This window comes from Bacillus sp. FSL R5-0397, from assembly GCF_038593395.1.
GTDB classification, from domain to species: domain Bacteria; phylum Bacillota; class Bacilli; order Bacillales; family Bacillaceae; genus Bacillus; species Bacillus altitudinis.
Map to the genome: position 1 here is coordinate 1,397,392 of NZ_CP151992.1, position 13,679 is coordinate 1,411,070.

15 protein-coding genes are annotated in these 13,679 nt (G+C 40.1%); 12 read left to right on the plus strand and 3 right to left on the minus strand.

Translation table 11 applies throughout. From position 1 onward, the window contains the following. Positions 1 to 185: 185 nt before the first annotated feature. From pdhA to lpdA, 4 genes are all read left to right on the plus strand, one after another. Positions 186 to 1,301: a pyruvate dehydrogenase (acetyl-transferring) E1 component subunit alpha gene (gene pdhA, locus NSQ70_RS07070; RefSeq protein ID WP_007498599.1), complete on the plus strand. Its 1,116-nt coding sequence runs from the start codon at positions 186 to 188 to the stop codon at positions 1,299 to 1,301. Between the two features lie 3 nt (positions 1,302 to 1,304). Continuing rightward, positions 1,305 to 2,282, plus strand: a complete 978-nt coding sequence (gene pdhB, locus NSQ70_RS07075) for a pyruvate dehydrogenase complex E1 component subunit beta (protein WP_007498597.1) — start codon at positions 1,305 to 1,307, stop codon at positions 2,280 to 2,282. A 108-nt stretch (positions 2,283 to 2,390) separates the two neighbouring features. Then, complete coding sequence (locus NSQ70_RS07080) at positions 2,391 to 3,734, plus strand: dihydrolipoamide acetyltransferase family protein (RefSeq protein WP_008345100.1); 1,344 nt, start codon at positions 2,391 to 2,393, stop codon at positions 3,732 to 3,734. A 4-nt stretch (positions 3,735 to 3,738) separates the two neighbouring features. Beyond that, a complete protein-coding gene (lpdA, locus tag NSQ70_RS07085; protein ID WP_327862431.1) occupies positions 3,739 to 5,151 on the plus strand; it encodes a dihydrolipoyl dehydrogenase in 1,413 nt (470 codons plus the stop codon). Positions 5,152 to 5,476: 325 nt separating this feature from the next. Here lpdA and NSQ70_RS07090 read toward each other — a convergent pair whose 3' ends face one another. Beyond that, positions 5,477 to 5,857 (minus strand): hypothetical protein, encoded by a 381-nt coding sequence (locus NSQ70_RS07090; protein ID WP_223255627.1) that lies wholly within the window; start codon positions 5,855 to 5,857, stop codon positions 5,477 to 5,479. 316 nt (positions 5,858 to 6,173) lie between these two features. Here NSQ70_RS07090 and NSQ70_RS07095 point away from each other — a divergent pair, with 316 nt between their 5' ends. Then, a complete protein-coding gene (locus tag NSQ70_RS07095; protein ID WP_003212464.1) occupies positions 6,174 to 6,293 on the plus strand; it encodes a GapA-binding peptide SR1P in 120 nt (39 codons plus the stop codon). A 43-nt stretch (positions 6,294 to 6,336) separates the two neighbouring features. Here the strand turns inward: NSQ70_RS07095 and NSQ70_RS07100 are convergent, their stop codons facing one another. Further along, positions 6,337 to 7,809 carry an aminotransferase class I/II-fold pyridoxal phosphate-dependent enzyme gene (locus NSQ70_RS07100; RefSeq protein ID WP_144678851.1) on the minus strand — a complete coding sequence of 491 codons (1,473 nt, stop codon included), beginning with the start codon at positions 7,807 to 7,809 and terminating at the stop codon, positions 6,337 to 6,339. Positions 7,810 to 7,999: 190 nt separating this feature from the next. Here NSQ70_RS07100 and NSQ70_RS07105 point away from each other — a divergent pair, with 190 nt between their 5' ends. After that, on the plus strand, positions 8,000 to 8,269 hold the full coding sequence (locus tag NSQ70_RS07105; RefSeq protein WP_056704806.1) for a UPF0223 family protein: 270 nt from the start codon (positions 8,000 to 8,002) through the stop codon (positions 8,267 to 8,269). A gap of 226 nt (positions 8,270 to 8,495) precedes the next feature. Here the strand turns inward: NSQ70_RS07105 and NSQ70_RS07110 are convergent, their stop codons facing one another. Beyond that, on the minus strand, positions 8,496 to 9,131 hold the full coding sequence (locus NSQ70_RS07110) for a DUF1054 domain-containing protein (RefSeq protein ID WP_045034227.1): 636 nt from the start codon (positions 9,129 to 9,131) through the stop codon (positions 8,496 to 8,498). A 286-nt stretch (positions 9,132 to 9,417) separates the two neighbouring features. Between NSQ70_RS07110 and NSQ70_RS07115 the strand changes: the two genes are divergently transcribed. The 6 genes from NSQ70_RS07115 to NSQ70_RS07140 all read left to right on the plus strand — a co-directional run bounded on the left by NSQ70_RS07115 (position 9,418) and on the right by NSQ70_RS07140 (position 13,644). Next, complete coding sequence (locus NSQ70_RS07115; RefSeq protein WP_008345085.1) at positions 9,418 to 9,606, plus strand: hypothetical protein; 189 nt, start codon at positions 9,418 to 9,420, stop codon at positions 9,604 to 9,606. Between the two features lie 133 nt (positions 9,607 to 9,739). Then, positions 9,740 to 10,546 (plus strand): inositol monophosphatase family protein, encoded by an 807-nt coding sequence (locus NSQ70_RS07120; RefSeq protein ID WP_039168628.1) that lies wholly within the window; start codon positions 9,740 to 9,742, stop codon positions 10,544 to 10,546. 183 nt (positions 10,547 to 10,729) lie between these two features. Next, positions 10,730 to 12,583 (plus strand): hypothetical protein, encoded by a 1,854-nt coding sequence (locus tag NSQ70_RS07125; RefSeq protein WP_342502522.1) that lies wholly within the window; start codon positions 10,730 to 10,732, stop codon positions 12,581 to 12,583. Continuing rightward, entirely contained in the window at positions 12,573 to 12,836 is a 264-nt protein-coding gene (locus NSQ70_RS07130; RefSeq protein WP_268431970.1) for a hypothetical protein, read from the plus strand. The genes NSQ70_RS07125 and NSQ70_RS07130 overlap by 11 nt, the downstream gene beginning before the upstream one ends. After that, entirely contained in the window at positions 12,836 to 13,354 is a 519-nt protein-coding gene (locus tag NSQ70_RS07135; protein ID WP_025207276.1) for a sigma-70 family RNA polymerase sigma factor, read from the plus strand. The genes NSQ70_RS07130 and NSQ70_RS07135 overlap by 1 nt, the downstream gene beginning before the upstream one ends. Further along, positions 13,351 to 13,644, plus strand: a complete 294-nt coding sequence (locus tag NSQ70_RS07140; protein ID WP_100324955.1) for a zf-HC2 domain-containing protein — start codon at positions 13,351 to 13,353, stop codon at positions 13,642 to 13,644. Before NSQ70_RS07135 ends, NSQ70_RS07140 begins: the two co-directional genes overlap by 4 nt. Positions 13,645 to 13,679: the final 35 nt, after the last annotated feature.

Sequence of the window (13,679 nt, forward strand, 5' to 3'; positions counted from 1 at the left end):
TTGTGAACTATCGTTAATACAGTTAGAAAAACTCAAAAGCAAGCGATCATCCAATGTTTCGACAATGATCTTTGTGGCTATTATATACAGGAGTCATATGAGCATTTTGGGTTATCCTATATCTGTATGTATAAATGGATTCACGACAAATTGACTGTTAAAAGAAAGGAAGAGGTGACTTTAGAATGGCTGCAAAAACAAAAAAAGCAATTGTTGATAGCAAAAAGCAATTCGATGCCATCAAAAAGCAGTTTGAAACGTTCCAAATTTTAAACGAAAAAGGCGAAGTCGTAAACGAAGCGGCAATGCCAGATCTTTCAGATGACCAATTAAAAGAATTAATGCGCCGTATGGTGTTTACACGTGTATTAGATCAACGTTCAATTTCATTGAACCGTCAAGGACGTCTTGGCTTCTATGCGCCAACAGCTGGACAAGAAGCTTCTCAGCTTGCAACTCACTTTGCACTTGAGAAAGAAGATTTCATTCTTCCAGGATATCGTGATGTACCACAATTAATCTGGCATGGTCTTCCACTAACAAAAGCATTCTTGTTCTCTCGTGGACACTTTGTTGGAAACCAAATGCCTGAAGATGTGAATGCACTTTCTCCGCAAATTATTATCGGTGCACAAATCATTCAAGCTGCTGGTGTAGCTCTTGGTTTGAAAAAGCGCGGTAAAAATGCTGTTGCAATCACTTACACTGGTGATGGTGGAGCTTCACAAGGTGATTTCTACGAAGGTATTAACTTTGCAGGGGCTTACAAAGCGCCAGCGATTTTTGTTGTCCAAAACAACAGATATGCGATCTCTACACCTGTTGAAAAGCAATCTGCTGCACAAACGATTGCACAAAAAGCAGCTGCAGCTGGTATCGTAGGCGTACAAGTTGACGGTATGGATGCATTAGCTGTATATGCAGCGACTGCTGAAGCTCGTGAGCGTGCTGTAAATGGTGAAGGTCCAACATTAATTGAAACTCTTACATTCCGTTACGGCCCACATACAATGGCTGGTGACGATCCAACAAGATATCGTACAAAAGAAGATGAAAATGAGTGGGAGCAAAAAGATCCATTGGTACGCTACCGCAAATTCTTGGAAAACAAAGGCCTTTGGTCTGAAGAAGAAGAGAATAAAGTCATCGAAGATGCAAAAGAACAAATCAAACAAGCAATCAAAGAAGCTGACGAACAGCCTAAGCAGAAAGTCACTGATTTGATTGAAAACATGTACGATGTGAAACCATTTAACTTGGTTGAACAGCTTGAAATCTACAAACAGAAGGAGTCGAAGTAAGCCATGGCGCAAATGACATTGATTCAAGCGATCACTGATGCGTTACGCACAGAACTGAAAAATGACGAAAACGTTCTTGTTTTCGGAGAAGACGTTGGTAAAAACGGCGGCGTATTCCGTGCGACTGAAGGATTGCAAAAAGAGTTTGGTGAGGATCGTGTATTCGATACTCCACTTGCTGAATCTGGTATTGGCGGTCTTGCAATTGGCCTTGGACTACAAGAATTCCGCCCAGTAATGGAAATTCAATTCTTCGGATTCGTTTACGAAGTATTAGATTCTGTTTCTGGACAAATGGCTCGTATGCGTTACCGTTCTGGTGGACGCTGGCATTCTCCAGTGACAATCCGTTCTCCATTTGGCGGAGGAGTTCACACACCTGAGCTTCACGCTGACAGCTTAGAAGGTCTTATTGCACAACAGCCTGGTATCAAGGTTGTTATTCCTTCAACACCTTACGATGCAAAAGGACTATTAATTTCTGCAATCCGTGACAACGATCCGGTTGTATTCCTTGAGCATATGAAACTTTATCGTTCTTTCCGTCAGGAAGTTCCTGAAGAAGAGTACACAATTGAAATCGGTAAAGCTGACGTGAAACGTGAAGGTTCTGACCTTTCAATCATCACTTACGGTGCAATGGTTCACGAATCACTTAAAGCTGCTGAAGAACTTGAAAAAGAAGGCGTTTCTGCTGAGGTCGTTGACCTTCGTACAGTGAGCCCGCTTGATATTGAAACAATCATCGCTTCTGTTGAAAAAACAGGCCGTGCGATCGTTGTTCAAGAAGCACAAAAACAAGCTGGTATTGCAGCAAACGTAGTAGCTGAAATCAATGATAGAGCAATTCTTAGCCTAGAAGCACCAGTACTTCGTGTAGCTGCACCTGATACTGTATTTGCTTTCTCTCAAGCTGAGAGCGTATGGCTTCCAAACCATAAAGACGTGCTTGAAACAGCTAAGAAAGTTCTTGAATTTTAATTAAATGACAGAGGGGAAAAGAATTTATTTCTCTTCCCCTTTATCAATTACATGACCGTGTAATGTTGACAGAACAAGGGTTTAACATAATCTAGGAGGCGAAAAACAGTGGCATTTGAATTTAAACTTCCGGACATCGGAGAAGGTATCCACGAAGGTGAGATCGTTAAGTGGTTTGTAAAACCAAACGACGAAATCAATGAAGATGACGTTTTAGCAGAGGTACAAAATGATAAAGCAGTTGTAGAAATTCCTTCACCTGTTAAAGGAAAAGTATTAGAATTAAAAGTTGAAGAGGGAACAGTTGCAACTGTAGGACAAACAATCATTACGTTTGATGCACCTGGTTACGAAAATCTTCAATTTAAAGGCAGCGAAGAAGAAGGCGAAGCGAAAACTGAAGCTCAAGTACAAGGTACTGCTGAAGCTGGTAACGAGCCTGAAAAGAAAGAAGTTGCTCAAGAAGAAGCGGCAGCAGCAACTGGTGCTGGCGCACAAGAGCAAGTAGATGCTGATCCTAACAAACGCGTTATTGCTATGCCATCTGTACGTAAATATGCGCGTGAAAAAGGCGTTGAAATTTACAAAGTTGCAGGTACTGGTAAAAATGGCCGCGTGCTAAAAGAAGATATCGACAGCTTCCTTAATGGCGGTTCTGCAGCAACTCAAGAAGCAGCACCTCAAGCAGCTGAAAGTGCGAAAGAAGAAGCGGCTCCAAAAGCGGCAGCAGCTCCAGTTCTAGAAGGAGAATTCCCAGAAACTCGCGAGAAAATGAGCGGAATCCGCAAAGCGATCGCGAAAGCAATGGTGAACTCTAAGCACACAGCTCCTCACGTAACATTAATGGATGAAGTTGATGTAACAAACCTTGTTGCACATCGTAAACAATTCAAACAAGTTGCAGCTGATCAAGGAATCAAGTTAACTTACTTGCCTTACGTTGTAAAAGCTCTAACTTCTGCTTTGAAAAAGTACCCAGTACTTAACACTTCTATCGATGATAAAACAGATGAAGTTGTTCAAAAGCATTACTACAACATCGGAATTGCAGCTGATACTGAAAAAGGCTTGCTTGTTCCAGTTGTGAAAAATGCAGATCGCAAAGCGATTTTCGAAGTATCTAACGAAATCAACGAGCTTGCAACAAAAGCACGTGATGGTAAATTGGCTCCAGCTGAAATGAAGGGTGCATCTTGCACAATCACAAACATCGGTTCTGCTGGTGGACAATGGTTTACTCCAGTCATCAACCACCCAGAAGTAGCGATCCTTGGTATTGGCCGTATCGCTGAAAAAGCGGTTGTTCGTGATGGCGAAATCGTTGCAGCTCCAGTCTTAGCTCTTTCCCTAAGCTTTGACCACCGTATGATTGATGGAGCTACTGCGCAAAATGCCCTTAACCACATCAAGCGTTTATTGAATGATCCACAATTAATTTTAATGGAGGCGTAAATTCATGGTAGTAGGAGATTTCCCAATCGAAACAGATACTCTTGTCATCGGTGCAGGTCCTGGTGGATATGTAGCTGCTATTCGTGCTGCACAGCTAGGACAAAAAGTAACAATCGTTGAAAAAGGAACACTTGGCGGCGTATGTCTAAACGTCGGCTGTATCCCTTCAAAAGCATTGATCAATGCTGGACATCGTTTCGAGAATGCAAAGCATTCTGAAGACATGGGTATCAAAGCTGAAAACGTAACAGTTGATTTCACAAAAGTTCAAGAGTGGAAAGCTTCTGTTGTAAACAAATTAACAGGTGGAGTTCAAGGTCTTCTAAAAGGAAATAAAGTAGACATCGTCAAAGGTGAAGCTTATTTCGTAGACAGCAACTCTGTACGTGTCATGGATGAAAATTCAGCGCAGACTTATACATTTAAAAATGCAATTCTTGCAACTGGATCTCGTCCAATCGAATTGCCTACATTTAAATACACAGACCGCGTGATTAACTCAACTGGTGCTTTAGCGCTTAAAGAAGTACCTAAAAAGTTAGTTGTCATCGGTGGTGGATACATCGGTACTGAGCTTGGTACTGCTTATGCGAACTTTGGAACAGAAGTTGTCATCCTTGAAGGTGGAGACGAAATCCTTCCAGGTTTTGAAAAGCAAATGAGCTCATTAGTGAAACGTAACCTGAAGAAAAAAGGAAACGTTGAAATTCACACAAACGCTCTTGCAAGAGGCGTTGAAGAAAAATCTGACGGTGTCACTGTTACTTTCGAAGTAAAAGGTGAAGAAAAAACTGTCGATGCTGACTACGTACTTGTGACTGTTGGTCGTCGTCCAAACACAGATGAGCTTGGTCTTGAGCAAGTTGGTGTTGAATTGACAGACCGCGGAGTTGTCAAAACTGACAAACAATGCCGTACAAGCGTTTCAAACATCTATGCAATTGGTGACATCGTTGATGGACCACCACTTGCACACAAAGCTTCTTACGAAGGTAAAATTGCTGCTGAAGCAATCGCTGGAGAGCCAGCTGAAATTGATTACCTTGGTATTCCTGCTGTTGTATTCTCTGAGCCAGAACTTGCAACTGTTGGATATACTGAAGCAGAAGCAAAAGAAGAAGGAATCGACATCGTTGCAGCGAAATTCCCATTCGCAGCGAACGGACGTGCACTTTCTCTTGATGCAACTGATGGCTTCATGAAAATGATCACTCGTAAAGAGGATGGTCTAGTTATCGGTGCACAAATCGCAGGTGTTGGTGCTTCTGATATGATTTCAGAGCTTAGCCTTGCAATTGAAGCTGGTGTGACAGCTGAAGATATCGCAATGACAATTCACGCTCACCCAACTTTAGGTGAAATTACAATGGAAACGGCTGAAGTAGCAATCGGAAGCCCAATCCATATCGTAAAATAATGAACGTTGAAACCCTCTCCACACGGAGAGGGTTTCAGATTGTTGACAAAGGGCTAAAATGAACTTGATTTTAGCCCTTTGTCTTCTTTTCAGCGTGATAGAAAACCTTTGAAGTCTAGGAAGGACGAGTACTGGCGCGGAGCGAATTTGACATTCGTGAGTACCAGCACGCAGGACTGACAAAGAATGCGAGGGTTTGTCTACACGCTGAAGCCCTCTCCACATGGAGAGGGTTTTTTATGAATGTGAAACCTCGCTGAAAAAGAAAAACCCTCATGAGCTGAGGGTTTTTTTCATATGGATATATAAGTGCAAAGTCGAATCGTTAATTTGTATTCACTCGATCTAATGCTTGGCATATAGGTGATAAGATATCCTCTTTACTTCGGACATTACCTTCCACCTTCACAATGACCTTTTCATTATTGACAAGTAAAATAGCCGGCAGTTCGTCTACTTCATTTTTCCAGCCTTTACGATCTTCTTTGACAATCATCTTGGACATTTCCTTCGGATATTCATTTTTTAAATCGAGCACTGCGTCATAATAAGGACTTTCTTTATCAAGATTTTCTGCATCAGTAAAAAAGAGAATTCTCGGCTTTTGAATATGACTGACCTGGTCTGTCTGATTCGGTATGATATACGCAAATGAGCATGAACTAAGTACAAAGAGCATAGGGAATATAATGAGAAGGGTCCTCATAAAATTCAATCTATTCACCTCAAAATCCTTTGGGGTTGTACCAACATTTTTAGGAGCCAGTTCCCTGTTAGTCACTCTAGTGTATCACGTCCTTTTTGACAATTTTCGATTGTTACTCAATTGTTACAGAATTGATATGAAGCAAAATACATTTGAAACGTTTCCTCAATATGATGAGAAAAAAGCATATTTTTATAAAAAATGATTAAATGTGTCATACAATTGACCGTTGACAACTTAAATGTGACATCATATTATAGAGATATGAAATAGATTAAACGCTTTCAAACTTTGAGTAAAGAAAAGGGGAATGTACGTGGGTACAATTATTTGTCAAGATTGCAATGAAACCATTGATCAATTTGAAAATGAAAAAGTGACAACACTTTATGGAACATGTGGTCACTGTCATTGCTGTGATGAAGCCTCTGAATAAATAAAAAAGCATGCAGCTCCAATTGGGGCTGCATGTTTCTTTTTTATAAAATGGCTTTTTGTTCTTTAATGACACGAATCATATTTAGTGTGGAATCTTCAGGTCCTTGAACAGGAAGACCGATTTCGATATTTTTAAAGATATAGGAGATATTTTCTTCTGTGATGATTTCTCCTGGTATAAAAATAGGAATACCAGGCGGATAAACCATGACAAATTCTGCAATGATTCGGCCAGCCGCTTCTTTAAATGGAATGACTTCCGTTGTTGCGTAAAAAGCGTCACGCGGCGTCATCGCAAGCGAAGGGATCTCAGGCAGTAACACTTCTGTTACGGCTTGTTTTCCGCCTTGACGTGCAGAGGTGGCCGCAATTTCCTTCATAGCCGTTACAAGCGTATCAATCGTCTCATCACAATCGCCAGGCGTCACGATACATAAAATATTGTATAGGTCAGAGAGCTCTACTTCAATTCGGTAGCTTTCTCTTAGCCATTTCTCCACATCATGGCCATTGAGTCCAAGGTCTTTAATGGAGATGATTAATTTTGTTGGGTCATAATCGTAAGTAGAAGGTGAGCCGAGAATTTCTTGACCAATACAAGTAATACCTTCAATTTCGTTTAAACGAGTTCTTGCTGATTCAGCTAATCGAATGGCTTCATCTGCAAGTGCCTTTCCTTCAGTCGCTAATCGCTTTCTAGCGACATCCAGGGAGGCTAAAAGCAAATAAGAAGTAGACGTAGTTGTCAGCATGCTTAAAATAGATTGTACTCGATCCTTTGAAACAAGTCCTTCTTTTATATTTAAAATCGAGCTTTGGGTGAGAGAGCCGCCAAGTTTATGCACACTTGTTGCTGCCATATCAGCTCCCGCCTGCATCGCAGACAGTGGAAGCTCATCGTGAAAATGAATATGCACACCATGTGCCTCATCTACAAGAACAGGTACGTCATATGAATGAGCAATCTCTACAATGGTTTTTAAATCAGCTGAAATGCCAAAATACGTTGGGTTAATCACAAGTAGCCCTTTCGCATCTGGATGTTTAGTCAGCGCTCTTTTAGCTGACTCTGGCGTGATGCCATGAGAGATGCCAAGTTCTTTGTCAATTTCCGGGTGAATAAAAACAGGTACTGCACCAGAAAATACAATTGCAGACATAATCGACTTATGGACATTACGTGGAACAATAATTTTGTCTCCAGGGCCACAGACGGTCATCACCATTGTCATGATCGCGCCGCTTGTTCCTTGTATAGAGAAAAACGTATGGTCGGCACCAAATGCTTCTGCTGCAAGCTCCTGTGCTTCTTTGATCATTCCTCGAGGCGAATGTAAATCATCAAGAGGTTCTATATTAATAAGGTCAATGCTTAATGCATTGTCTCCAATGAATGCTCTAAATTCAGGATCCATTCCGGCCCCTTTTTTATGGCCTGGAATGTGAAATTGGACTGGATTGGTTGAAGCGTGTTTTTTTAGTCCAGTGTATAAGGGTGTATCATGTTGTGACAATTGCTTTCCCACCTTCATCGAAATACCTGCTATTATTATCCCAATAACAGCAGATTTCATTGCATAAAACAAAAGAATTATATTATGAACTGATCGGAATGTAAAGCATAAAATCAATCGGATTCTGATCAAACAGATGCTATAATAAAAGTTCAAATAAGAAATGTGGATTAAAGTGAGGGACAAGTAAATGGAATATCAATATCCAATGGATGTCGACTGGACAACTGAAGAAAAGATGGCGGTCATTTCATTTTTTCAAGCCGTTGAAAAAGCCTATGAAACAGGAATTGCGAAACAAGCGTTACTAGAGGCTTATAAACGATTTAAAGAAGTTGTACCATCAAAAGCAGAAGAAAAGACGCATTGTGCGGCGTTTGAAAAGGGAAGTGGGTATTCCCCTTATCGCACAGTAAAAAGTGCAAGAGAGGCTGAAGAAGCAGCTATGATACGGATGTAAAAAACGAGCCAATATAGGCTCGTTTCAGCGTGTAGACAAACCCTCGCATTCGTTGTCAGTCCTGCGCGCTGGTGCTCACGAATGACAAATTCGCTCCGCTCCAGTGCTCATCCTTCCTAGATTGCAAAGGTTTTCTATCACGCTGAAAAGAAGACAAAGGGCTAAAATAAAGTTCATTTTAGCCCTTTGTCAACAATCTGAAACGAGCCAACATAGGCTCGTTTTTTTATACAGATTCTTTTTGTGTAAAGCGGTATAGATAAGTTACTGTGCGGAAGGCATCTTCAATTTTCGATAAGAATTCTTCATTATTCATTTGAATAACTTCTTCTCTAGGAAGCTGGATGCCGCAAAGGAGTTCGGCCTTTTTGACTGTTTGAACACGTTCAAATAGTGTTCTCAGCTGTTCAGCATCAAGTTCGCTGTGGCGGAGGACGTCCGGTTTCATATGATCCTTAGACCAAACAAAGTCTTGCGGTATTTTCTTTTGGATCGTGTCCAGCTCTTTTTCGAATAGTTGCCCATATTCACCTTTCACTGGAGATTCATAAATGAGCGCAAACCATACAAATACATGAGTTTTCCAAAGCCCAATTTGAAAATGAGGGAGCTTTTTATACCCACGCTTACTGTTAGCGAAAGCCACCCAAGTGTCATTTGGCGGGTTGACTGATCTTCTTGCATGTTTTGCCACGTGGACAAACATTTCGTCACCTGTAATAGAAGAAAGAAGCGGTGCAAAATGTTCACCAAGTGCTTCAAGCTTTGGACGGACTCTCTCTTTTAATACGGTCATACGTTCATCTAAACCGTCTACTGTGAATGTTTCAAAATCTTCATCTCTAAAACGCATTTCACTCATGTTATGCCTCCTGTATCTTTTCGCTGATCATATTTTATCATAGCTTGGGTCAAGCTCAAAAAAAGATGCACTTTAAAGAGAAAGATAGCAGGGATCTTGGTTCGGCGTTTAAAAACTTCGATTTTGTGGTACATAACAAATAGGTAAAAACACAATTTTCAGAATGTCGTTGCGGTTATGCGATCGCTTCATACGATATAAGCAAGAACCATTTCTCTTATCGATTGTATTTTTATCAATGAAAACTGACAAGGAATGAATCATTCTCTGGAAGGGGCGTTGACCAGTGAAGCAAATCGTGAAGCATGGGTATAGACAAGAGAAGAAGAATCGCATCGCTGTGTGGAGATTAGAGGTTGATTATGAGCTTTCTACGCTTCATGAAGCCATCGAGCAAAAAGATGATATCCAGGTAGAACGCAGCAAACGAAAGCTTGAGCGCCTAAGAAAAGAATGGGAGCAGCTTCAAGGGTAAAACAAGGTGAGGTAAAAACGAACCAATTCATCGGTTCGTTTTTGTATGAAGCTGCTTTTTTCTTGCTTTTACGTACATAATATCAGTATGCTAATACAAATAGGTACTACATAGAAAAGAGGTTTACAGTCCGATGACAAACTGGGTGGAAATTGACCGACTTGCAAAGCTTTGGGTAAAAGAAGCGGGTAGCCGCATTAAAGCATCCATGCAGGAAGGTCTATCAATTGAAACAAAATCAAATCCAAATGATCTTGTCACAAACATCGATAAAGAAACAGAACGTTTCTTCATTGAAAAGATACAGTCGACATTTTCAGATCATCATATTTTAGGAGAAGAGGGCCAAGGGGAAGAAGTGACCTCTCTAGACGGGATAGTATGGATCATTGATCCAATTGATGGCACCATGAACTTTATCCATCAAAAACGAAATTTTGCCATTTCAATTGGGATATTTGAACATGGTGTAGGGAAAATCGGTCTTATTTATGACGTCATCCATGACGAGCTCTATCATGCAGTCAAAGGAGAAGGGGCGTATATGAACGATACCTTACTCCCGCCTTTAAAAGATGTCGCCATTGAAAAAGCCATTGTCGGCATTAACCCAACATGGGCGATTGAAAGCCCCCATTTTGACGCTAAACCGTTTGCACGTCTCGTACGCGATGTGAGAGGAACACGAACGATTGGGTCAGCTGCACTTGAACTAGCTTATATTGCAAGCGGAAGAAGCGATGCATATGTCACGTTAAGGTTAGCGCCTTGGGATTATGCGGCTGGATGTGTGTTACTTGATGAAGTAGGCGCTGTTTACTCGAATATTCACGGAGAACGTTTGACGTTTCTAGAGAAAAATAGCATTGTTGCTGGAAATCGATCCGTCTGTGAAAAAATCTTGCATGATTACATAAAAGGAAGCGGAAATAAAAAATAAACAACATCACTTCATGAGAATGAAGTGATTTTTTGTATTTGATGAAACTTTTTGACAAGTCAAATGTCTATACGAGCGAGGCCTTAATTTGAAGTAAAGGATTGTGTAGCGATGTTTGATTTGTTTAGTGATTTATCCCTCCATTTTGAAAGGTTTTTTATTTTAAATGAGTACAGTATCCACATGATTCAATGGTGTGTGCTTGGACTATTTGTCCTTTTTATTACACTTCCCATATGGAAAGAAAAGAAGAGTAGTTATGTATTTTATGCTGGAATCATATTAAGAGTAGTTCTGCTAGGGAGTATGACACTTGAGATGATCCACCAAGTGCTAGCTAGACAGTATACGATCGAAACATTTGAAGTGCTGACAGATTTCATGCAATTTCTCATCTATGGTTATGTCTTGCTTGCATCACTTTTCTATGTGATTTCTCTTCCTTATTTAAAAAATAGGGGCATGTTTTTTGCGTTTGATTTATCTGTGTTACTTCTGCCTTTATGTCAAACGGTATTTATTGTGTTAGTTGAAAGCAAAAAGTTCTTTCTCAGCGGTGATACGGAGCTGGTATGGAGAGATTTAATCATCATTTTGCTTATGATTGGCTTTGCCGCTTTGGTACTTCACCTATTCTTTCGTTTGTTTTGGCATCAGAAGTGGAAAGAATTGCTGTTTTTCTATGGCCTGATTTTCGCTGCGCTGCTGTATATTTTTTATCCTTCTATCTCGAAGCATGAGCTGCAATCTTCGTTTAAATCCATTGTGATTTTAGTAGCGGCCGCAGGAAGCTTTATGACCTTACATTTGTTATGTGCGTTACTACAAAACAAGGTGAAGTTGAGACAGTGGGGTGCTTGGGGAATTGTCGTCTTTTTTATGCTGATGCTAAACCCGATCCTAAATCTCCCACATATCATGTTTCAATTTACTAAAACGGAACTGACAGATACTTTCTCAGAAGAATATCGCCCTTTATCTGAAGCAAGTGCAAAAGCATTCGCTTCAAAGTTTGTACCAGCGGACATTTCATTATATTCAACGACTATTAAGCAGCCGATCTCTGATAACTACGTGTTTGCAGCCGATCAGTATGAAGTGAATGTTTCTGCGTTTACAGGTGAATTAAACAGCTATTTTTATCATGGTCGCGCAAAGGGACAGCATTTGACCGATAAAGAATATAGGGGAAAAACCATTGAATTTTTTGAAAGAAGCGGCCGATCCGTTGATCTAGACCGCATTCATGTAGTGGTTGAAAAAGAAGACGGGGAGACAAGCGTTCTTCTTTTGCCAAAAATGTCTCAGAATAAAGATGAGAGCTTAGCGTTTGCCACCTGGAAAAAAGAGACGCTTCGACAAGCGCAATATGGGAACGCCATCTTTCAATTGAAGGATGTAGACGGGATCAATTTAACAAACAAAGAAATGAAAACGAAAATTAATCGTATTTATAAAAAGTTAAATTTACAGCCACCAGCTTACCAGATCACAGACGTTGATGCTTTTTATTTTGAATGGCAGCATGAAGTGGCGGTAAAGACAGCCGATCAATCTGAATTTCTGTTTAATGGTTCAACGAAAGAATTGCTCAAAATACAGCTATCAAAATCGATTCTTCAACAGAAAAAAGGAAATATCAGTGACGAAGATTTGTTGGAATTGATAGGGGAACAGTCAAAAGACGTGAAGACAGAAACAGGAACTCGTGAACACAAACAATATACTTTTCACGGGTCATCAAATTTACTTCATGTGACGAGAGATGCCGATGGAATTGAGTTGAATTGGCAATCAGACTCTTCTTTACCGCATACGGTATCGAATCAAGAACGTGATGAAGTCTATCAGCAAGTTCTCAAAAAGTATGAACCTTATGCCATCTATAAAAAACAAATCAAGCCAGTGAGAATGATCGACAAAGAGGGGAAAATGAGCATTTCGTGGTTTGTGATCATTCAAACCTTCGGATCGAATGAGCGGAAAATATATGAAGTAAATGGACGAACAAAAGAGGTGCAACGTTTTGACAGATAAAGAAAAACAAGCCATCTTTCAAGACTTATATGAATTGTATCAGGAAGGGGAGCTTGGAGAAGAGGCTTCTAACTGGATGAAGATGCATGAGAAGCAGTTTCAGCATTCCGTTAAGGAAAACGAGTTTGCTCCTGTCCACACTGAGGATCAGAGCGATTATCACGAATTAAAACGCATGAAGTGGTTTATTTCTTCGTTATACTTCTTTTTTATCGTTTTATCAATTTGGATGACTGTGTGGTTTTATTTTTGATGTCTAGACCGACCAATCAAATTGAAAAAATATATGAAGAATATTTTCAGGAAATCACCAAATATTTATATCGCAGAACGGGAAATGTCGAAACAGCCAAGGATCTTGCGCAGGATGTATTTATCAAGGCACTGCATGGATTATCCTCTTTTAAAGGACATTCAAGCATTAAAACATGGCTTTACACCATTGCTTATCATACATTTGTCAACGACTATCGCCGAAAAGTAAAACGAACTTTTACGGATGTAGAAAAAGCTGACTTTTTAGAGCAGCAGATATTCATGACACCTGAAGAGCATTTAGAAACTCAAGCGGATATTCAAAGACTGTGGAGCCATATCAATCAATTGAAGGATTCTTACCGGGAAGTCCTCATTTTAAGAGATATTCAGGAATTATCGTATGAAGAAGTAGCGGAAATTTTGAATTGGACTTTATCTAAAGTAAAGACAACCCTTCATCGAGCAAGATTAGAGCTGAAACGAAAGCTACATTGTGAGGAGTTCAACAAATGAACTGTTATTTGATTGAAGAACTATTACCACTTTATATAGAAGGGGACACGAGTGAAGAAACAAATCAATTAGTGAATGAGCACTTACGTTCATGCAAAAAATGCCTTCATCTATATGAAGAAATGAAAGAACCAGTCTCTATTGCAAAGTCAACTGATTTCATACCGTTCATAGATGAAAAAGAAGAAAAAAGAAAGCTTGAAAAGCGCTACTATGGAAAACTGTTATTACGGGCAAGTATCGTTTTTAGTATCGTCTATCTCATCATGCTCTTGATCTATTGGATATAAGAAAGAACCCCCATCTGGATGAACCGGATGGGGGT